Origin of the sequence: Kitasatospora sp. SolWspMP-SS2h, from assembly GCF_003259315.1 — a bacterium.
Classification (GTDB): domain Bacteria; phylum Actinomycetota; class Actinomycetes; order Streptomycetales; family Streptomycetaceae; genus Kitasatospora; species Kitasatospora fiedleri.
Window position 1 is genome coordinate 115,980 of the sequence record NZ_QLLT01000009.1, and the last position, 18,993, is coordinate 134,972.

Annotated in this window: 19 protein-coding genes; 8 read left to right on the forward strand and 11 right to left on the reverse strand. The window is 74.3% G+C overall.

All coding sequences use genetic code 11. The features are described 5' to 3' along the window. Positions 1–2: 2 nt before the first annotated feature. From K353_RS13120 to K353_RS13145, 5 genes are all read right to left on the reverse strand, one after another. Positions 3–614, reverse strand: a complete 612-nt coding sequence (locus K353_RS13120; RefSeq protein WP_233533545.1) for a phosphatase PAP2 family protein — start codon at positions 612–614, stop codon at positions 3–5. Further along, positions 611–1,960, reverse strand: a complete 1,350-nt coding sequence (locus K353_RS13125; RefSeq protein ID WP_199528083.1) for a diacylglycerol kinase family protein — start codon at positions 1,958–1,960, stop codon at positions 611–613. Before K353_RS13125 ends, K353_RS13120 begins: the two co-directional genes overlap by 4 nt. A 188-nt stretch (positions 1,961–2,148) precedes the next feature. Next, positions 2,149–3,444, reverse strand: a complete 1,296-nt coding sequence (serS, locus tag K353_RS13135) for a serine--tRNA ligase (RefSeq protein ID WP_111553771.1) — start codon at positions 3,442–3,444, stop codon at positions 2,149–2,151. A gap of 252 nt (positions 3,445–3,696) precedes the next feature. Next, on the reverse strand, positions 3,697–4,536 hold the full coding sequence (locus tag K353_RS13140) for an alpha/beta fold hydrolase (protein WP_233533546.1): 840 nt from the start codon (positions 4,534–4,536) through the stop codon (positions 3,697–3,699). Next, positions 4,533–4,742: a DUF4287 domain-containing protein gene (locus K353_RS13145; RefSeq protein ID WP_111553772.1), complete on the reverse strand. Its 210-nt coding sequence runs from the start codon at positions 4,740–4,742 to the stop codon at positions 4,533–4,535. Before K353_RS13145 ends, K353_RS13140 begins: the two co-directional genes overlap by 4 nt. Positions 4,743–4,878: 136 nt before the next feature. Here K353_RS13145 and K353_RS13150 point away from each other — a divergent pair, with 136 nt between their 5' ends. Continuing rightward, the gene (locus K353_RS13150; RefSeq protein ID WP_111553773.1) at positions 4,879–5,787 is read left to right on the forward strand and encodes a hypothetical protein; all 909 of its coding nucleotides are present in this window, start codon (positions 4,879–4,881) and stop codon (positions 5,785–5,787) included. A gap of 51 nt (positions 5,788–5,838) precedes the next feature. Here K353_RS13150 and K353_RS13155 read toward each other — a convergent pair whose 3' ends face one another. Beyond that, positions 5,839–6,282 carry an iron chaperone gene (locus K353_RS13155; protein WP_111553774.1) on the reverse strand — a complete coding sequence of 148 codons (444 nt, stop codon included), beginning with the start codon at positions 6,280–6,282 and terminating at the stop codon, positions 5,839–5,841. Positions 6,283–6,511: 229 nt separating this feature from the next. On the opposite strand from K353_RS13155, the gene K353_RS34320 reads away from it, so the two are divergent. The 3 genes from K353_RS34320 to K353_RS13165 all read left to right on the forward strand — a co-directional run bounded on the left by K353_RS34320 (position 6,512) and on the right by K353_RS13165 (position 8,299). After that, a complete protein-coding gene (locus K353_RS34320; protein ID WP_158585400.1) occupies positions 6,512–6,658 on the forward strand; it encodes a hypothetical protein in 147 nt (48 codons plus the stop codon). A gap of 70 nt (positions 6,659–6,728) precedes the next feature. Next, positions 6,729–7,592 (forward strand): endonuclease III, encoded by an 864-nt coding sequence (gene nth, locus K353_RS13160; RefSeq protein WP_233533547.1) that lies wholly within the window; start codon positions 6,729–6,731, stop codon positions 7,590–7,592. Further along, complete coding sequence (locus K353_RS13165) at positions 7,589–8,299, forward strand: CoA pyrophosphatase (protein ID WP_111553775.1); 711 nt, start codon at positions 7,589–7,591, stop codon at positions 8,297–8,299. The genes nth and K353_RS13165 overlap by 4 nt, the downstream gene beginning before the upstream one ends. 25 nt (positions 8,300–8,324) lie before the next feature. On the opposite strand, the gene K353_RS13170 is transcribed toward K353_RS13165, so the two are convergent. Then, complete coding sequence (locus K353_RS13170; RefSeq protein WP_111553776.1) at positions 8,325–9,116, reverse strand: DUF4389 domain-containing protein; 792 nt, start codon at positions 9,114–9,116, stop codon at positions 8,325–8,327. Between the two features lie 153 nt (positions 9,117–9,269). On the opposite strand from K353_RS13170, the gene K353_RS13175 reads away from it, so the two are divergent. Both K353_RS13175 and K353_RS13180 read left to right on the forward strand, forming a co-directional pair. Next, complete coding sequence (locus tag K353_RS13175; RefSeq protein WP_111553777.1) at positions 9,270–10,454, forward strand: MarP family serine protease; 1,185 nt, start codon at positions 9,270–9,272, stop codon at positions 10,452–10,454. 129 nt (positions 10,455–10,583) lie between these two features. Further along, the gene (locus tag K353_RS13180; RefSeq protein WP_111553902.1) at positions 10,584–11,282 is read left to right on the forward strand and encodes a metal-dependent hydrolase; all 699 of its coding nucleotides are present in this window, start codon (positions 10,584–10,586) and stop codon (positions 11,280–11,282) included. A 410-nt stretch (positions 11,283–11,692) separates the two neighbouring features. Here K353_RS13180 and K353_RS13190 read toward each other — a convergent pair whose 3' ends face one another. From K353_RS13190 to nhaA, 3 genes are all read right to left on the reverse strand, one after another. Next, positions 11,693–12,661: an alpha/beta fold hydrolase gene (locus K353_RS13190; protein ID WP_233533548.1), complete on the reverse strand. Its 969-nt coding sequence runs from the start codon at positions 12,659–12,661 to the stop codon at positions 11,693–11,695. A gap of 77 nt (positions 12,662–12,738) precedes the next feature. Continuing rightward, positions 12,739–13,209, reverse strand: coding sequence for a phage holin family protein (locus K353_RS13195; RefSeq protein WP_100837527.1), 471 nt, complete (start codon positions 13,207–13,209; stop codon positions 12,739–12,741). Positions 13,210–13,334: 125 nt separating this feature from the next. Then, complete coding sequence (nhaA, locus tag K353_RS13200; protein WP_111553779.1) at positions 13,335–14,627, reverse strand: Na+/H+ antiporter NhaA; 1,293 nt, start codon at positions 14,625–14,627, stop codon at positions 13,335–13,337. A 341-nt stretch (positions 14,628–14,968) separates the two neighbouring features. On the opposite strand from nhaA, the gene K353_RS13205 reads away from it, so the two are divergent. Further along, positions 14,969–16,042 (forward strand): serine hydrolase, encoded by a 1,074-nt coding sequence (locus tag K353_RS13205; protein WP_158585401.1) that lies wholly within the window; start codon positions 14,969–14,971, stop codon positions 16,040–16,042. A gap of 91 nt (positions 16,043–16,133) precedes the next feature. Here the strand turns inward: K353_RS13205 and acs are convergent, their stop codons facing one another. Beyond that, the gene (gene acs / locus K353_RS13210) at positions 16,134–18,089 is read right to left on the reverse strand and encodes an acetate--CoA ligase (protein ID WP_111553781.1); all 1,956 of its coding nucleotides are present in this window, start codon (positions 18,087–18,089) and stop codon (positions 16,134–16,136) included. Positions 18,090–18,400: 311 nt separating this feature from the next. Between acs and K353_RS13215 the strand changes: the two genes are divergently transcribed. Continuing rightward, on the forward strand, positions 18,401–18,907 hold the full coding sequence (locus K353_RS13215; protein ID WP_111553782.1) for a hypothetical protein: 507 nt from the start codon (positions 18,401–18,403) through the stop codon (positions 18,905–18,907). Positions 18,908–18,993 lie beyond the last annotated feature (86 nt).

Below are 18,993 nucleotides of genomic sequence, written 5' to 3' on the forward strand. Positions count from 1 at the left end.
GCCTACCCGAGGGGTTGCGCCTGCCCGCGGGGCCGGAACGCCCCCGGGATCCACCCGTCGAGGCCCGCGACCAGGCTGCCCGCGACGGTGCCCAGCAGGGCGCCCGCGATCACGTCACCCGGGTAGTGGACGCCCGTGTGCACCCGGGAGTAGCCGACCGTCGCGGCGAGCAGGCCGAGCGGCGCCGCCGCCCAGGGCAGTTGGGAGGAGACCCCGGTGGCGAAGGCGAACGCGGAGGCGGTGTGCCCGGACGGGAAGGACGCCGACTCCGGCATCGGCACGTGCCGGGCCTCCGGGACCTTCCCGCGGACCCGGTCGGGCCGCGGCCGCCGGGCCAGCGACTTGCCGAGCAGGTTCGCCGCCGCCGAGGCCGCCGCCACCGAACCGAGGCCGACCAGCGCGGCCCGGCGCGGACGCCCCGGCACCAGGGCCATCCCGCAGGCCACCGCGATCGAGATCTTGGAGTGGTTCGCCGCCGTGGACAGCTGCCGCAGCCGCTCGTCCAGGGTCGGCGTCGGGGTCGCCGCCACCGCGACGTACACCGCCTCGTCCACCGCCGAGAAGTCCGCCACCACGCGCTGTCCCGTCAGCACCCACTGCGTCAACGCCTTCACTGCACACCACCGTTCGCATCCGTCCGGCCCGACGCGAGGTGCGCCAGCCGGCTCCATTTCAAGGCCGGTACCGGGACTGCCGTGCCCGGCCGGTCGCGCGGCACCCGGACCCGCAGCGCACCGGGGCGGATCACGCAGCGCACCGGCACCTCCAGTTCCAGGGCCTCGCCGTCCACCGCGACGGGGATGGTCGGCACGTCCGCGGTCACCCGCACCTCGCGGCCGACCAGCACCGTCACCCCCTCCGCGTTCGTACCGCGCAGCGCCAGGTCGGCGGCCTGGGCCGCGCCGTCCACCTTGACGCCGAGCACGCCCAGCGCGCCCCGGTCCATCCGGGAGCGCCGCCCGGGGTCGATCAGGTTGCCCGCGTCGTACGGGTTGTTGCTGACCAGGACGGCCTGCGGGCGCTCCAGCCGCTGTCCGCCGGCCTCGGCGGCGAGCTTCGCGCCCGTGTAGCCGACCAGCAGGTCCGGCAGCATCGCCAGGACGGTGGCGGCCTTCGCGTCCCGGTACTCGGGGTTCTGCACGATCTCCGCGTAGGTGCCGAACGAGACGTTGTTGACGAAGGCCCGGCCCGCGACCTCGCCGAGGTCGACCCGCAGCTCCACGCCGTCGGTCAGCGCGTCCAGGCAGCGCGCCGGGTCGTCGCGGTCCAGGCCGAGGTCCAGCGCGAAGTGGTTGCGGGTGCCCGCGGAGATCACCAGGAACGGCAGTTCGTGCCGGGCCGCGACCTGCGCGACCAGCGCCTGGGTGCCGTCCCCGCCCGCCACGCCCAGCAGGTCGGCGCCGTCCGCGACGGCCCGTTCGGCCAGCTCGGTGACGTCCTGGTGGTCCTCCGGGTCCAGCAGGACGACCTCCGCGCCCAGCTCCCGGGCCCGCTCCGCCAGGTGGAACTCCTCCACCTTCCCGCCGCCGGACTTCGGGTTCATGATCAGCACGGGCCTGCGCGGCGCCTCGACCTCCCGCTCCGGCATCTCCCGCGTGTGCCGGGCCGAGCGCAGCGCCGCCCGGGACAGCAGCAGGCCCACCGCCCACAGCGCCACCGCGCCCAGCACCCACGGCCAGCTGCCGCCGCCCACGGTCAGCACCACCAGCAGCACCGCGCCCACCGGGGCCGCCACCGCCAGCAGCACCCCCAGCCAGCGCAGCGGCCCGCGCCGCGACAGCGCCCACCACACCCCGACCGCCATCAGCGCCAGCGCGACCGCCCCGACCGCCACCACCAGCGCCCCGCGCAGCCCGGCCCCGGCGGCCAGCAGCAGTACCGCCGCCAGCCCGCACCCGATCCCCGCCCGCGCCAGCCACACCGCCTTCGCCTGCCCCGCCACCTTCGCCGCCTCTCCCATGCCACCGACGGTAACGTCACGTCAGCTACCCCGCCCGGCGCGCCGCATCCCTGGGCAGCACCCGCCGGCCGCCGCACGGGTGTACCCGAACGCACGGGTGTACCCGAACGCACGGGTGTACCCGAACACACGGGTGGCGCGCGGCAGTCCGCCGCGCGCCACCCGTTCCCCCGTTCCCCGGGGTGCTGCTACTCCTCGACGGGCGTGCCGTCCGCCGCGATCCGGGCGAAGCCCAGGTAGGGGCGCAGCGCCTTCGGCAGCAGCACCGAGCCGTCGGCCTGCTGGTGCTGCTCCAGCACCGCCGCGATGGTCCGGCCCAGCGGCAGGCCCGAGCCGTTGACGGTGGCGGCCGGTGTCGGCTTCCCCTTCTCGTCCCGGGTGCGGATGCCGGCCCGGCGGCCCTGGAAGGTGCCGAAGTCCGACACCGAGGAGATCTCCCGGTAGGTGTCCTGGCTGGGCAGCCACACCTCCAGGTCGTACGTCAGGCGCGCGGAGAAACCGGTGTCACCGGCCGCCAGCATGACGACGCGGTAGGAGAGTTCGAGCTCCTGGAGGCAGGACTCGGCGTGCGAGACCATCAGCAGCATCTGCTCCCGGGCCTGCTCGGCGGCGCAGATCCGCACCATCTCGACCTTCGAGAACTGGTGCAGCCGGATCAGCCCGCGGGTGTCGCGCCCGTACGAGCCGGCCTCCGAGCGGAAGCACGGGGTGTGCGCGGTGAGCGCCAGCGGCAGGTCGGCCGGCGGGACGATCTCGTCCGCGTACAGGTTGGTCAGCGGGACCTCGGCGGTCGGGATCAGGAACAGGTCCCGGTCCGCGACGCCGGTCCGGAACAGGTCCTCCTCGAACTTCGGCAGCTGCCCGGTGCCGGTCATGGTGCGCCGGTTGACCAGGTACGGCACCGCGTGCTCGACGTACCCGTGCCGACGGGTGTGCACGTCCAGCAGCAGGGCGACGATCGCCCGCTCCAGGGCGGCACCGGCCCCGCGCAGCACGCTGAAGCGCGAGCCGGACAGCTTGGTGGCCCGGCCGAAGTCCATGATGCCCATGGCCTCGCCGAGGTCGACGTGGTCCTTGGGCGCGAAGTCGAAGCGCTGCGGCTCGCCGACCCGGCGCAGCTCGCGGGCGTCCTCGTCGGAGAAGCCGTCGGGGGCCTCGTCGTCGGGCAGGTTGGGGACGGTCAGCAGCAGGTCGGTCAGCTCCTGCTGGACCTGCTCCAGCTCCGCCTCGTTCTGCTGCACCTGCTCCTTCAGCGCGCGGGCGGTCTCCTTCAGCCCGGTGACGTCCCCGCCCTGCTTCGCGGTGCGCTGCACCTCCTGGGCGACCTGCTTCGAGCGGGCCCGCAGCTCGTCGCCGGCCTGGATGCCGCTGTTGCGGCGGGACTGCAGCGCCTCCAGCGCGGACAGGTCGAGCCGGTAGCCGCGACGTGCCAGGAGCCGGACGGCTTCGTCCCCCAGGTCGATCAGGACGCGGGCATCATGCATCGGAGTCGGTTCTCCTCTGGTTGCGGGGGTTGCGGGGGTTGCGGCGGGTGGTGCGGCGGGTGGAGCGGGTGGATTCGCCCCGACCGTAGCAGGGGCGGGGAAACCGTCACAGCGCCTTTCGGACCCGCCCCGGGCGACGCCCGCCCCGCCGCGCGGGGGCGGTCCCGAGGACGTCCCGGAGCCGGTGGCCGCCCCGCACCCCGGCCCGGCCCCGGACCCGCCCCGGCTCGCGGCTCGCTCCCGCCCCCGGCCTCAGCCCCGGGCGATGAACTCGGCCACCAGCGCCCCCAGCGCCTCGGGCGCGACCTCGTGGGTCTGCCCCGCCAGGGTGCGGTACTCCGCGCCCGCGGCGGCGGCCGTCGCGGCGGCGGCGTCGCGCAGCAGCGCGGGGCTGAGCCCGCCGTCGGCCACCAGCACCGGCACCGGCAGCGCGGCCAGCAGTCCGGCGGGCACCGGCGCGCCCGCCGTCCCGTCCAGCACCTCCGCGTCGTTGACCAGGGTCGGGGCCACCGCCTCGAAGGCCGGCCAGGCCGGCGACCGCCGCAGCTGCTCGACCAGCTCCCCGGGGGAGCCGACGAAAGCCATGAACCGGGCCACCGCGTCGCCCGGCCGGCCCGCGGTGACGTCCGCCTCGACGCCCGCCCGGTACGCCGCGAACCGGGCGAGCTGCTCCGGCGAGGTGCTGAACGGCGGCTCGTACGCCACCACCCGCTCCACCCCGATGCCCGCCCCCGCCGCCCGCAGGGCGAGCGCCGCGCCGGAGGACAGGCCCAGCAGCGTCGCCCGGCCGCCCGCCGCGGCGACGACCGCCGCCAGGTCCTCCACCTCCCGCCGCACGGCGTACGGCCCGCCCGCGCCGCTCTCCCCGCGCCCGCGCCGGTCGTAGCTGAACACCCGGTGCTCCCGGGCGAGTTCGGCCGCGATCCCGTCCGAAGGCCCGAACGCGCGGTGGCACAGCGCCCCGTCCACGACGACCACCGCCGGGCCGTCCCCCACGGCCTGGTGGGCGATCCGGGTGCCGTCGGCGGAGGTCACGTACGCGGTCGTGCCGTCCTTCTCCCGGCCGGTTCCGGCCGACCGCCGGGTGCTCACCGCTCACCTGCCGCGGTGGCGAGGGTGTGCGCGACCAGCGCGTTGGCGTGGCCGTGGCCCAGCCCGTACTCGGTCTTCAGCCAGGCCACCAGTTCCATGTGCCTGGTGAGCGGCGAGTCGGTGATCAACCGCTGCCACTCGGCGATCGGACGCCCGTACTTCTGCTCGATGGAGGGGAAGTAACTGGCCGGTCCCTTGACGCTCATCCCGTCGCTCCGTCCGTTCCGCGTGCCGCGCTCGCCGCGCCGCACGCCGCGTGCTGCCGTCACCGGAGTGGACGGGGCGCACCGGCGGAACTCATCGGTCCGCGCCGAAGTTTCTCCCGCCCCGTACGGTCGGTCCATGGCACGCATCGACGACGGCACGATCGACCGGGCGGCCGGCTACCTGTGGACGGCCGGCCGGGTCCTCGAACAGCGGCGCTTCGCCCACCTGTTCGGCGACGCCCCCGACCCGGCGGGCGTCCTCGCCGCCCTGGACGCCTACCGCGCGCCAGGCGGCGGCTGGGCGTACGGGCTGGAACCCGACGTCCGCGGGCCCGCCGCCCAGCCGCTGGCCGCCGGCGCGGCGGCCCGGATCCTCGCCGAGGCGGACGCCCTGGCCGGTCCGCGCGGCACCGAACTCTGCGACTGGGCCGCCACGACGACCACCCCGGACGGCGGCGTCCCAGCGGTCCTGCCCAGCCTGCGCCGCTACCCGCACCCGCCCTTCCTGCCGGTCGCCGACGACCCGCCCGCCGACCTGCTCGCCACCGGCCAGATCGCCGCCCCGCTGCTCCGGGCCGGGCTGCGCCACCCCTGGCTGACCGGCGCGGCGGACTTCTGCCGCCGGGCGATCGAGGCGGTCGACCGGACCCACCCGTACGAGGTGATCACCGCCGTCGGCTTCCTGGACGCCGCCCCCGACCGCGCCTGGGCCGCCGAACAGGCCGCCCGGCTGGGCGAGGCGGTGCGCCGGCAGCGGCTGGTCCTGCTCGACCCGGCCCGCCCCGAGCAGGTCCGGCTCGCCCCCGGCTACGCGCCCGGCGAGTTCCACCTCCCGCACGACTACGCGCCCACCCCGGACAGCCTGGCCCGGGCCTGGTTCACCGACGCCGAGACCGAACGCGGCCTCGACCACCTCGCCGCGGCCCAACTCCCCGACGGCGGCTGGCCGATCACCTGGGCCCGCTGGTCCGCCGCCACCGAGAACGAGGCCCGCCCGGGCGTCACCCTGGCCGCCCTGCGCACCCTGCGCGCGTACCGGGGGTAGCGGAACGGACCCGCCGCCCGCCGACCGCCCGCCGGTTCGGCCGCCGGTCGGTCAGGAGGCCGCGCGCTCGACCAGCTCGCCGATCCGGGCCGCCTCCGCCTCGCCCAGCCCGGCGATCGCGAAGTAGGTCGGCCACATCGCGCCGTCGTCCAGTTTGGCGTTGTCGCTGAAGCCGATCATCGCGTAGCGGGACTTGAACTTGGCGGCGCTCTGGAAGAAGCACACCGGCTTGCCGTCCGCGTTGTTGTACGCGGGCATGCCGTACCAGGTCTTCGGAGCCAGCTGCGGCGCGACCTCGGTGACGATCCGGTGGAAGTGCCGGGCGAGCACCCGGTCCGCCTCCGGCATCTCCTCGATCTTCTCCAGCAGGTCCTTCTCCGCCTCGGCTGCCTTCGCCGCCGCCGACGCCCGCTTGGACTCCGCCTTCAGCTCCTTGGCACGCTCCTTCATCGCCGCGCGCTCGTCCGCCGTGAAACCCTCGTGCTTCTCCGCCATGGCCGGTCCTCCCGTTTCCCGTTCTCCGTCGCTCTCGATCGTAGGGACGGGACGGCCGCCGGGGCTTCTCGGAAACTGATCGGCTCCGGCCCCGTCAGGTTGTGCGGAATCCATCGACGACACGGAGAGGTACGAGGATGCCCGCCGCCGCCTCCGGGAACTCCGCGAGGCCCTGACGCGGCACCGGGACGAACTGCCCGACCCGCAGGCGTGCCTGGACGAGCTGGTCGTGGTGGAGGAGCGCCTGCCCCGGGCCGGCGAGGACCCGACCACCCTGCGGGCCGTCATGCGGTCGCTCCACCAGCGCTGTGGCGGCGTCCCCGGCCTGTTCGCCATCGCGGGGGTCGCCCAACAGGCCGTCGCGGCCCTGCTCTGACCGGTCCCGCCGCGGCCGGGTGCGGCCGATTCCCGGCCGTGGCCCGGCCGCTTCGGCGTAGCCTTCGTGCATGGCAGAGAGCAAGGCCGCGAAGGCCCCGCGGAAGAAGCCCGAGACGCACCTCGGGATGGTGCGCAGGGCCCGGAGGATCAACCGTGAGCTGGCGGAGCTGTACCCGTACGCGCACCCGGAGTTGGACTTCGACGGGCCGTTCCAGTTGCTGGTGGCGACCGTGCTGTCGGCGCAGACCACCGACCTGCGGGTGAACCGGACCACCCCGGCGCTGTTCGCGAAGTACCCGACGCCGGAGGACCTCGCGGCGGCGGTCCCCGAGGAGTTGGAGGAGATCGTCCGGCCGACGGGCTTCTTCCGGGCCAAGGCGAAGTCGCTGATCGGCCTGTCGATCGCGCTGCGCGACCGCTTCGACGGCGAGGTGCCGCGCGCGCTGGAGGACCTGGTCACGCTGCCGGGCGTGGGCCGCAAGACCGCCAACGTGGTGATCGGGAACGCGTTCGGCGGGGCCGGCATCACCGTCGACACCCACTTCGGACGGCTGGTGCGCCGCTTCGGCTGGACGGCCGAGGAGGAGCCGGAGAAGGTCGAGGCCGACGTGATGGCGATCTTCCCGAAGTCGGAGTGGACGATGCTCTCGCACCGGGTGATCTTCCACGGCCGCCGGGTCTGCCACGCCCGCAAGCCCGCCTGCGGGGCGTGCCCGATCGCGCCGCTGTGCCCGTCGTACGGGATCGGGGAGACCGACCCGGAGCGGGCCCGCAAGCTGCTCAAGTACGAGCTGGCCGGTCAGCCCGGCCAGCGCCTGCGTCCCCCGGCGGACTTCCCGGGCGAGGCCGCGGCCCGGGCCGAGGCCGCCGCCGGCCACCCGCTGCCGGACACCGGCCCCGAGGCCCGGCCGGCCGCGCGGGGGCGGGCATGACGGCGTTCCCGACCCCGCCCGCGCTGGTCCGCGACGGCCTGCCGGCCTGGCTGCTGCCGGTGCGGGAGGCCGCCGAGCGGGCGGCGCCCGAGCAGTTGAGCCGGTTCCTGCCGCCCGCCGAGGGCGGTCGCCCGTCGGCGGTACTGATGCTGTTCGGCGAGGGGCCGGCCGGGCCGGACCTGCTGCTGATCGAGCGGGCCCGCAGCCTGCGCTCGCACGCCGGGCAGCCGTCCTTCCCGGGCGGCGCGCTGGACCCGGAGGACGGCGACCCGGCGGGCGGCGGCCCGCTCGCGGCGGCGCTGCGCGAGGCGGTCGAGGAGACCGGCCTGGACGCGTCGGGCGTGCAGCTGTTCGCCCGGCTGCCCGCGCTGTACATCCCGGTCAGCGGCTTCGTGGTGACGCCGGTGCTGGGCTGGTGGCGGGAGGAGTCGCCGGTCGCCGTGGTCGACCCGGCGGAGACCGGCGCGGTGTTCCGGGTGCCGCTGGCCGAGCTGACCGACCCGGCGAACCGGGCCCGGCTGCGGCACCCGTCCGGCTTCACCGGGCCCGCCTTCCAGGTGGCCGGCCGCCTGGTGTGGGGGTTCACCGCGGGCGTGATCGACCGGGTGCTGCACTTCAGCGGCCTGGAGCGCCCCTGGGACGCCCGGCGCACCGTGGAGCTCTCCGCCGAGGCCGTGGCGCTGTCCCGGCCGCGCCGGGACCCCTGAGGGGCGATCCCCCGGGCGGCGCCCCTCAGCGCGGCAGCGGCGCCATGGTCGACACCGTGCCCCCGTCGTCCTCGTAGGAGTCCCAGTCGTTGGTCACCGAGCTCGCCGCCGACCCGATCACCCCGAGCACCAGGTAGATCACCAGCAGCGCCTTCGCGGCCCCGGTCAGCACCAGCGGCCGGGTCGCGGAGCGCACCGGCTCGGAGTCGGCCGGGTCGCCGAACACGGCCTTGGGGTAGGCCGCGGTGAGCATCATCAGGTACGCCTCGAACCGCATCCGGTAGCGCAGCACCGCGGCGGTGGCCTCGAACAGCGCCCGCGGCATCCGCCCGAGCACCAGCACCACCAGCCAGCTGATGAAGGACACCGCCCACCAGCCGCTCTGCAGCAGCCCCTGGACGATCCCGGCGGGGATCGCCAGCAGCAGCCGGAAGAACACCGCGAGCCGGTTCAGCGGCCCGCCGGCCCGCAGTTCGATCCGGACCGGGTAGTCGGGGGCGTCGAACCGGAACGGCGGGTAGCGGTCGGTGATCAGCAGCGTCGAGGCGTAGACCCGGGTGTCGTACGCCAGGTACCCGCTCAGCCAGCCGACGGCGAACCGCGGCAGCCGCCCGGCGAACAGCGCGCCGAACCAGCCGATCACCACCACCACGAAGGCGACGATCGACAGCAGCCACAGCACCACGTACTGCGGGACCAGCAGCAGCAGGCGCAGCAGCACGGTGAGCCGGTTCTGCGCCCCGGGCGGCGGGATGTCCAGGGCGGGCTGGAACTCGGTGCGGTCCACGACCGGCACGTCCCAGCTGGGTTGTTCCATGGTGCGGCTCCCTGTTCCCTGGTCGGCTGCGCGGAAGGTCGGATGCTCAGACGGTCCCAACCGTCCCGGCCGCGCTGCCCGCCGGACTGACCCGATCGGGCGACGGCCGGGGACCGGTGTCCCCCGCCCGGCGGGACGTGGGAGGGTATTCGGGTGAACGTCCTGGATCTGCTGTTGATCGCCGCCGCGCTCGGCTTCGCCGTCTCCGGCTATCGGCAGGGGTTCGTGGTCGGCGCGCTGTCGGTGCTGGGCTTCCTGGGCGGCGGACTGGTCGCCGTCCAGCTGCTTCCGCTGCTGCTGCGCCACCTCTCGCCGGGCACCACCGCCTCGGTGGTGGCCGTGGTGGTGGTGATCGTGCTGGCCGCGGTCGGGCAGGCGGTCACCACGCACTTCGGGTGGAAGCTGCGCGGCCGGATCGGCCGGGCCGAGGTGAAGACCCTGGACGCGGTCGGCGGCGCGCTGGTCAACGTGCTGTCCATGCTGCTGGTGGCCTGGCTGATCGGCTCGGCGCTGGCGGGCACCTCGCTGCCCACCGTCTCCAAGCAGGTCCGCAGTTCGAAGGTGCTGGGCACGGTGCAGCGGGCGCTGCCCAGCGACGCCCCGAACTGGTTCTCCGACCTCAGCCAGGACCTGGCCCGCAACGGCTTCCCGCAGGTGTTCAACCCGTTCGAGCAGGAGCCGATCACCGAGGTCGAGCCGCCCGACCCGGCGCTGGCCAACAGCCCGGGCGTGCTGCGGGCCAGGGGCTCGCTGGTGAAGGTGCTGGGCACCGCCACCTCCTGCGGCAAGACGCTGGAGGGCTCCGGTTTCGTGTTCGCCCCGCACCGGGTGATGACCAACGCCCACGTGGTGGGCGGCGTCGACGAGCCGACCGTGCAGATCGGCGGCGCCGGCCAGCTGTACGACGCGACGGTGGTCCGCTACGACTGGCAGCGCGACATCGCGGTGCTGGACGTCCCGAAGCTGAACGCTCCGCCGCTGTCCTTCGCGGGCGAGGCCCGCTCCAACGACTCGGCGATCGTCGCGGGCTTCCCCGAGAACGGCTCGTTCAACGTCCAGCCCGCCCGCATCCGCGGCCGGATCCAGGCCAACGGCCCGGACATCTACCACCGCGGCCAGGTCGTCCGGGACGTCTACTCGGTGCGCTCGCTGGTCCGCCAGGGCAACAGCGGCGGCCCGCTGCTCACCCCGGACGGCCAGGTGTACGGGGTGGTGTTCGCCAAGTCGCTGGACAGCTCCGACACCGGGTACGTGCTGACCGCCGCCGAGGTGAGGGACGACGTCACGCAGGGCGCCACCGCCAGCGGGAAGGTCAGCACCGAGGGCTGCGCGCTGTGACCGCTCCGGGGCCGAAACCACTCTGACGGTGCGTCCGCCGCTCCTGGTAGCGTCGGCCCAGCTCACCCGATCGGTCCAATCCCGGGCCGCCTTGGACGGGAGCCCACGGGAGGTCGGACACACGTCATGATGGGTCACTCGCACGCGGTCAGCGGCGCCCTGCTGTTCGCGGCCACCGCGCCGTTCCTCCCGCCGGTGCTGAACATGCACCTCCAGCCGGCCGACGTACTGATGGGCACCGTGCTGTGCGCGGGCGCGGCCCTCCTGCCGGACCTGGACCACCACGACGGCACCATCGCCAACTTCCTCGGCCCGATCTCCAAGCTGCTGTGCCGGTTCGTCGCGCTGGTCTCCGGCGGCCACCGGCACGCCACCCACTCGCTGCTGTTCGTGGCGCTGATGGGCGGCGGCAGCTGGGCCGGGATCACCTACCTGGGCCGCAACTTCACCATCGGCCTGACGTTCTTCCTGCTCGCCATGGCGATCCAGTCACTGCACCTGCACCCGCCGGGCGACGGCCCGCAGTCCTGGATCACCGTGATGGGCCTGGCCGCGCTCGGCACCTTCGGCATGCTCGAGTGGCTGCCCAGCGCCCCGGGCTGGCTGCCGTACGCGGTGGCCCTCGGCACGCTGGCGCACCTGCTCGGCGACTGCCTGACCAAGCAGGGCGCGCCGCTGCTGTGGCCGCACAAGGTGCGCTACGAGGTGGTGCTGATCAAGCGCACCGGCAACAAGGTGGAGACCAAGGTGCTCGTCCCGGTGATGACGCTGGCGACGTTCGCGCTGCTGCTCTGGTCGACCACCATCTCGCCGACCGTGCTGAGCTGAGCGCGCGCAACGGCCGGGGCCGGCCCGGAGGGGTTCTCCGGGCCGGCCCCGGCCGTTCGCGGCGCTCGGGGCGCTCGGGGCGGTTCACCCCTCCCGGCGGAGCCGGGCGCCGACCCAGCGGGCGCGCCGTCCGATGATCTTCGGAATGCCGAGCCGGTACCCCGCTCCGCGTGGCGTCCGCCCGGCGGACTCGTAGGGCCACTCCGGCTGCGGGGCGTGCTGTTGCGAGCTGCTGCTGCCACGGCGGCCTCGGCGCGGCTGGGCTTCTCGATCGGGCATCCAGGTCATACCGGAGGGATTCCCCTGGGCCGCCCGGAGTAACCGCCTCCGGGACCGCCGACTGGCCTATGCGCTTGTCATATGAACGTCGCCAACTGGGCCGGATCGGCGGCCGGTTGGGCCGCCGCCGCTCAGGACCCGTCGTGCCGGCGGACCCACTCGATCAGCTCCGCGGTGAACTCCTCCGGGACCTCCTCGTGCGGGAAGTGCCCGACCCCCGGCAGCAGCCGCCACCGGTACGGCGCCGACACGTACTCGCCCGCCCCCAGCGCCGTCCGCGACAGCAGCACCGGGTCCGAGGCGCCCTGCACGTGCAGCACCGGCGCGGTGATCTGCTTCTTCATCCGGCGGGCGAACTGGATGCCGTCCGGCCGCGCCATCGACCGCATCAGCCAGCGGTACGGCTCGATCGAGCAGTGCGCGGTGCTCGGCACCTGAATCGCCCGGCGGTACGCCGCCACCGCCTCCGCGGGCAGCATGTTCGGCCCGGTCCAGTCCCGCAGGTACGCGCCGACCAGCGCCCCGTCGTCCGCGACCAGCCGGCGCTCCGGGATCCACGGCCGCTGGAAGCCCAGCACGTGCTCGAACGCGGCGATCTGCTTGCGGTCGGTCAGCAGCGCCCGGCGCAGGTGCCGCGGGTGCGCCGCCGAGACCACCGTCAGGCTGCGGATCACCGAGGGGCGCATCACCGCCGCCACCCAGGCCAGCGTGCCGCCGGTGGCGTGCCCCACCAGGTGCGCCTGCCGCTCGCCGAGCGAGCGGATCACGCCGGTGACGTCCAGCGCCAGGTTGCCGGGGTCGTAGCCGCGCGGGGTGCGGTCCGAGCCGCCCATGCCGCGCAGGTCCAGCGCGACCGCCCGGAAGCCCGCCGCGGCCAGCGCCGTCAGCTGGTGCCGCCACGCCCACCAGTACTCCGGCCAGCCGTGCACCAGCAGCACCAGCGGGCCCTCGCCGAGCTCGGCGATGTGGAAGCGCGCGCCGTTCGCCGCCACGTCCCGGTGCGTCCACGGCCCGGCCGGGCGCACGCTCCACGGCTCCCCGGGCACCGGCGGTACGGGAACGGGAGCGGACTCATCCACGGGCTTCTGGTCCAACGACATACCAGCAGCCTGTCACATCCGCACCCCTCGCACCCGCCCGGCGCCCGCGCCCGCGCGCAACCGTTACCGGCCGGTGCTCACTGGATCCGGCCCAGCGCCCGGTCGATCTCCTCCTTGGTGGCCGGCCGGGGCTTGGCGTTCTTCAGCACCTCGGCGGTGGCCTGGGCGCCCGCGATGGTCCGCTCCGGCTTCCGGATCTTCTTGAAGTACCGGACCATCAGGAACGCCAGCAGCAGCGCGATCAGCACGTACGCCCCGCCGACGATGGCGAACGACCAGCCGGTGGTGATGCCCAGCGCCTGCAGGCCCCAGGCGAAGGCGAAGGAGAACATCGGGATCGAGGCCAGCGCGACCACGCCCGCCACCACGCCGGCCGCGGTGCCGATCCCGCCGCGCACCACGTCGGCCTTGATCTCCGCCTTGGCCAGCGCGATCTCGTCGTGCACCAGGCTGGACAGCTCGGCGCTGGCGTCGGCGAACAGCTCGCCGATCGTCCGCTCGCCCTCGTGCGGGGTGCGGCCGTTCGGGGGGGCGGCTCCTGCGGCCATCGGCGGTCTCCGTTCAACGGGCTGGTGAGGTGTCCTGAGCGAGCGTCACACACGGGTGTGTCAGCTCAGCATCATGCCCCTACCGGCGAGTCGGGCACCACTCCGGGTACCCGCCGGACGGCGTGTCACCCCTGCTGTTGGTACACATCGGGGATGCCGTCGCCGTCCTCGTCCCGGTCCTCGTCCGAGCACAGCTCCCGGTAGTACCGGTTGCGCCGCTTCAGCAGCAGGGTGCCGACCACCGCGCAGACCAGCGAACCGACCAGCACGGCCTCCTTGCACAGCTCGGCCAGGTGCGGGTCGTCCGGGAAGGCCAGATCGCTGATCAGCAGCGACACCGTGAAGCCGATGCCCGCGACGGTGGCCAGCGCGACCAGGTCGGACCAGGTCAGCCGGGGGTTCAGGACGGCCCGGGTGTAGCGGGCGGCCAGCCAGGTGCCGCCGAAGACGCCCACCGACTTGCCGACCAGCAGGCCGATCACGATGCCCAGCGGCGCCGGCTGGGTGAACACCTCCCCCAGGACCTTCCCCGACACCGGCACGCCCGCCGCGAACAGCGCGAACACCGGCACCGCCAGCCCCGCCGACAGCGGCCGCACCAGGTGCTCGATCCGCTCGCCCGGCGACCGCTCCTCGCCCTCCTCGCGGTGGCAGCGCAGCAGCAGGCCCATCGCCACGCCCGCCACCGTCGCGTGCACCCCGCTCTCGTGCATCAGCGCCCAGATCACCACCGCCAGCGGCACGTACAGCCACCAGCCGCGCACCCCGCGCCGGTGCAGGAACCAGAACAGCACCAGGCCCGCCAGCGCCGCCCCCAGCGCCCAGAACACGATCCCGGACGAGTAGAAGACCGCGATGATCAGGATCGCGATCAGGTCGTCCACCACCGCCAGGGTCAGCAGGAACGCCCGCAGCGCGGAAGGCAGGTGACTGCCCACCACCGCCAGCACGCCCAGCGCGAAGGCGATGTCGGTGGCCGTCGGGATCGCCCAGCCCGCCGGGTGCCCGTTCGGCGCGGCCACGTTGACCACCGTGAACAGCAGCGCCGGCAGCAGCACCCCGGACGCCGCCGCCACCACCGGCAGCAGCGCCGCGCTCGGCGTGCGCAGCTCCCCGGCGACGAACTCGCGCTTCAGCTCGATGCCCGCCACGAAGAAGAAGACCGTCAGCAGCCCGTCCTGCGCCCACGCCTCCAGCGGCAGGTCCAGGTGCAGCGGCCCGCTCGGCCCGACGGTGTGCTCCAGCACCGCCTCGTACCCGTGCGGCCAGACGTTCGCCCAGACCAGCGCGCAGGCCGCGGCCACCAGCAGCAGCACGCCGCCGACCGTCTCGGTGCGCAGCGCGTCGGCGAGGTAGCGGCGTTCGGGCAGGGACAGCAGGCCGAGGAACGGACGGCGGTCGTCGGACGGGCCGGTCACGGCGGGGGACCTCCTGAGGCGGGCGGCATGCGGACACACGGGTGGTGCGGTGCCGACCAGACTTCCCGGCGCGCCTCGGATCCTGACGTTTTCTTGACATCCTACGACGCGTGACAAGCGGGCCATCGGTTCGTCCCACTTTATGCCGGTCCGGCGAGGGCCCGCGGCGCGCCGACCCGGATGGGTTCGTCCGGATGCGGACCACCCGCCGCGTTCCTAGGGTCGGCCGCAGAAGCGGGCCGCCGTCCGGGTGGCCCGCCCCGTCATGGAGAGAGCCGATGCCCAGTCAGGAGACCGAACCCATACCGGTGCAGTCCGTGGGTCCCCAAGCGAGAGGAGCCGTGGGCGCCGACACCGCCCAGCCTCCGTTAGCCGACCCGGACCTGGAACACCTGCTGCGCCCGCTGTTCGCCGCCGGCGCGCCCGAGGGCGGCATGGCCGTCGCGGTGATCCGCGGCACCGAGCGCACCGTCGCCTGCCGCGGCTACGCCGACCGGGCCGGCGAGCGCCCCGTCCGGGCCGACACCCGGTTCGAGCTCGGCTCGGTCACCAAGACCTTCACCGGCCTGCTGCTCGCCGACATGGTCGCCCGCGGCGAAGTCGGCTACGACGACCCGATCGACCGCTACCTGCCCGCCGAGGTTCTGCCCGGCTACCCGCACGAGCGCCCGATCACCCTGCTGCACCTGGCCACCCACACCTCCGGACTGCCCCGGCTGCCGGTCGGCCTCGCCCCCGCCGCGGTGCCCCGCTGGTTCACCAGCCCGTACGCCACGTTCAGCGCCGCCCACCTGCTGCGGGCGCTGCCCCGCACCCCGGTGCGCGGCACCCCCGGCACCCGGGTCCGCTACTCCAGTCTCGGCGCCGGGCTGCTCGGCCTGGTGCTGGAGCGGGCCGCCGGGCAGCGCTACCAGGAGCTGCTCACCGGGCGGGTCTGCGAACCGCTCGGCCTGCTCGACACCTCCTGCGGCACCGGCCGGGACGAGACCACCGGCTACCGGCGCGGCCGCTGGATCCCCTCGTTCAAGATCCCGGCGCTGCCCGGCGCGGCGGCCCTGCGCTCCACCGCCGACGACATGCTGCGCTACCTCCAGGCCCACCTGGCGGTGGACGCAGTGCCGATCCCCGAGCGGACCGGCGCGGCGGCGAGCCTGCGGACCGCGCTGCGCGAGGTGTGCCTGCCACGGGTCTCCCGGCGCGGCTCCGGGCAGCGGATCTGCCTGAGCTGGCACCACCGCCCGGCCGAGGACGCCGAGGTGGTCTTCCACAACGGCTCCACCGGCCGCTGCACCGCCTTCGTCGGCTTCGACCGGGCCGCGCAGACCGGCCTGGTCGCCCTGGCCGGCCCGCTGGCCACCGGGCGCCGCCGGTTCGCGCAGACCGCGTACGACACGCTGCGGGCGCTGGCGGTCTGACCCCGGGGCCGACCGGCCCCGGTCGCCCGACGGGCCGGGCCCCGATCCGCGCGGTGCGGATCGGGGCCCGACCCGTCGGGGCGGTGGCGGATCAGCCCTCGGAGCCGGCGGCCGGCAGCTGGGACTGGATCAGGTTCATCACCGAGGAGTCGGCCAGGGTGGTGGTGTCGCCCACCTCGCGGCCCTCGGCGATGTCGCGCAGCAGTCGGCGCATGATCTTGCCGGAGCGGGTCTTCGGCAGCTCCGAGACCACCTTGATCTGCTTCGGCTTGGCGATCGGGCCGAGGGTGCGGCCGACGTGGTCGCGCAGGTCCGCGATCAGCTCCTCGCTGTCCGTCGCGGTGCCGCGCAGGATCACGAAGGCCACGATCGCCTGGCCGGTGGTGGCGTCGGTCGCGCCGACCACCGCGGACTCGGCGACCGCCGGGTGGCCGACCAGCGCCGACTCGACCTCGGTGGTGGAGATGTTGTGGCCGGAGACCAGCATCACGTCGTCCACCCGGCCGAGCAGCCAGATGTCGCCGTCCTCGTCCTTCTTGGCGCCGTCGCCGGCGAAGTAGCGGCCCTCGAAGCGCGACCAGTAGGTGTCGACGTAGCGCTGGTCGTCGCCCCAGATGGTGCGGAGCATGGACGGCCACGGCTCGGTCAGCACCAGGTAGCCGCCGGAGCCGTTGGGCACCTCGCGGGCCTCGTCGTCCACCACGGTGGCGGCGATGCCGGGCAGGGCGCGCTGGGCGGAGCCCGGCTTGGTCTCGGTGACGCCCGGCAGCGGGCTGATCATGATCGCGCCGGTCTCGGTCTGCCACCAGGTGTCGACGATCGGGGTCTTGCCCGCGCCGATGTGCTCGCGGTACCAGACCCACGCCTCGGGGTTGATCGGCTCGCCGACCGAGCCCAGCACCCGCAGGCTGGACAGGTCGAACTGGGCGGGGATGTTGTCGCCCCACTTCATCCAGGTGCGGATCAGCGTCGGCGCGGTGTAGAGGATGGTCACGCCGTACTTCTGCACGATTTCGAACATCCGGCCCTGGTGCGGGGTGTCCGGGGTGCCCTCGTAGATCACCTGGGTGGCGCCGTTGGAGAGCGGGCCGTAGACGATGTACGAGTGGCCGGTGACCCAGCCGATGTCGGCGGTGCACCAGTAGACGTCGGTCTCCGGCTTGAGGTCGAAGACCGCGTTGTGGGTGAAGCTGGCCTGGGTGAGGTAGCCGCCCGAGGTGTGCAGGATGCCCTTGGGCTTCCCGGTGGTGCCCGAGGTGTACAGGATGAACAGCGGCTGCTCGGCGTCGTGCGCCTCGGGGGTGTGCTCGGCGGACTGGCCGTCGACCAGCTCGTGCCACCAGACGTCGCGGCCCTCGGTCCAGGCCACCTCCTCGCCGGTGCGGCGCACGACCAGGACGCTCTGCACGCCGTCGACCTTGGTCAGCGCCTCGTCGATGGCCGGCTTGAGCGCGGAGGGCTTGCCGCGGCGGTAGCCGCCGTCGGCGGTGATGACGACCTTGGCGTCGGCGTCCTTGATCCGGGAGGCCACCGCGTCGGCCGAGAAGCCGCCGAAGACCACCGAGTGCGCCGCGCCGATCCGGGCGCAGGCGAGCATCGCGACGACCGCCTCGGGGATCATCGGCAGGTAGACGGCGACCCGGTCGCCCTTGGCCACGCCGAGCTCCTGCAGGGCGTTCGCGGCGCGGGAGACCTCGTCCTTGAGCTGCGCGTAGGTGATGGCGCGGCTGTCGCCGGGCTCGCCCTCGAAGTGGATGGCGACCCGGTCGCCGTGGCCGGCCTCGACGTGGCGGTCCACGCAGTTGTACGCGACGTTCAGCTTGCCGTCGGCGAACCACTTGGCGAACGGCGGGTTCGACCAGTCCAGGGTCTCGGTGGGCTCGACCGCCCAGCTCAGCCGGCGGGCCTGCTCGGCCCAGAAGGCCAGCCGGTCCTCGGAGGCCTGGGCGTAGGCGTCGGCGGTGACGTTGGCGGAGGCGGCGAGCTCCGCGGGCGGGGCGAAACGCCGCTCCTCCTTGAGCAGATTGGCCAGGCTCTCGTTGCTCAACGCGCACTCCTCATCGAGTCTCAAATGCCGGGGAACCCCGTGCGGAGGGATTGTCCCGTGTGTCCCAGCGCACAGCTCACCAGGCCGACAGCTCCGTTGACAAGTGCTGCCGGGAAATTGGTGTAGACCTTTGACCGGATCAGGACTCCGCCCCAGGTGGGCGCGGCCCCGGCGCTTCCGCCGGTCCCCACCACGTTTTCCCGCCCCCCGCGCCGGTCAATCCCGCGCAGCACCTTGACGCCCCCGCCGACCGGATCTCCACTGAGAGTCCCCACTCCATCACCCTGAGCGACCACGATGGAGGTACCACCATGACCGCCACCCCACCCCTCCCCGGCGACTTCGCGGTCGTCCGGATGGACGGCGCCATCGGCCGCCTGATCCGGATCGGCCAGTTCCTCAACGGCGACGGATTCGCCGACTACGAGCACGCCTTCGTCTACCTCGGCGACGACCGCCTGCTGGAGGCCCAGCCCGGCGGGGCGCGGCTCGGACCGCTCTCCGGCTACGACGGCGTCCCCGCCCGCTGGTCCACCGGCCGGATACCGCTCACCGACGGCCAGCGCGCCGCGATCACCGCGGCCGCCCGCTCCTACCTCGGCACCCCCTACAGCTTCGCCGACTACCTCGCCCTCGCCGCCGCCCGCCTGCACCTCCCGGCGGGCCCCCCGCTGCGGCGCTTCGTCGCCACCACCCGGCACATGATCTGCTCCCAACTCGTCGACCAGTGCTACCAGGACGCCGGCGTGCACCTCTTCACCGACCACCGCTGGCCGGGCGACGTGACCCCGGCCGACCTGGCCCGGCTGCTGCGCTGACGCCGGGGCCCGGGGCCCGAGGCCCGGGACCCGCGGGGGCGGCCAACCGCTCCCGCGGGCCTGTGTCGTGGCGGGTCTCCGTTGTG

Coding starts and splice junctions, on each gene's coding strand:
- K353_RS13125 (WP_199528083.1), bottom strand. CDS start 1,960: ATGGGAGAGGCGGCGAAGGTGGCGGGGCAGGCGAAGGCGGTGTGGCTG.
- serS (WP_111553771.1), bottom strand. CDS start 3,444: ATGCATGATGCCCGCGTCCTGATCGACCTGGGGGACGAAGCCGTCCGG.
- K353_RS13145 (WP_111553772.1), bottom strand. CDS start 4,742: ATGAGCGTCAAGGGACCGGCCAGTTACTTCCCCTCCATCGAGCAGAAG.
- K353_RS13150 (WP_111553773.1), top strand. CDS start 4,879: ATGGCACGCATCGACGACGGCACGATCGACCGGGCGGCCGGCTACCTG.
- K353_RS13155 (WP_111553774.1), bottom strand. CDS start 6,282: ATGGCGGAGAAGCACGAGGGTTTCACGGCGGACGAGCGCGCGGCGATG.
- nth (WP_233533547.1), top strand. CDS start 6,729: ATGGCAGAGAGCAAGGCCGCGAAGGCCCCGCGGAAGAAGCCCGAGACG.
- K353_RS13165 (WP_111553775.1), top strand. CDS start 7,589: ATGACGGCGTTCCCGACCCCGCCCGCGCTGGTCCGCGACGGCCTGCCG.
- K353_RS13170 (WP_111553776.1), bottom strand. CDS start 9,116: ATGGAACAACCCAGCTGGGACGTGCCGGTCGTGGACCGCACCGAGTTC.
- K353_RS13180 (WP_111553902.1), top strand. CDS start 10,584: ATGGGTCACTCGCACGCGGTCAGCGGCGCCCTGCTGTTCGCGGCCACC.
- K353_RS13190 (WP_233533548.1), bottom strand. CDS start 12,661: ATGTCGTTGGACCAGAAGCCCGTGGATGAGTCCGCTCCCGTTCCCGTA.
- K353_RS13195 (WP_100837527.1), bottom strand. CDS start 13,209: ATGGCCGCAGGAGCCGCCCCCCCGAACGGCCGCACCCCGCACGAGGGC.
- K353_RS13215 (WP_111553782.1), top strand. CDS start 18,401: ATGACCGCCACCCCACCCCTCCCCGGCGACTTCGCGGTCGTCCGGATG.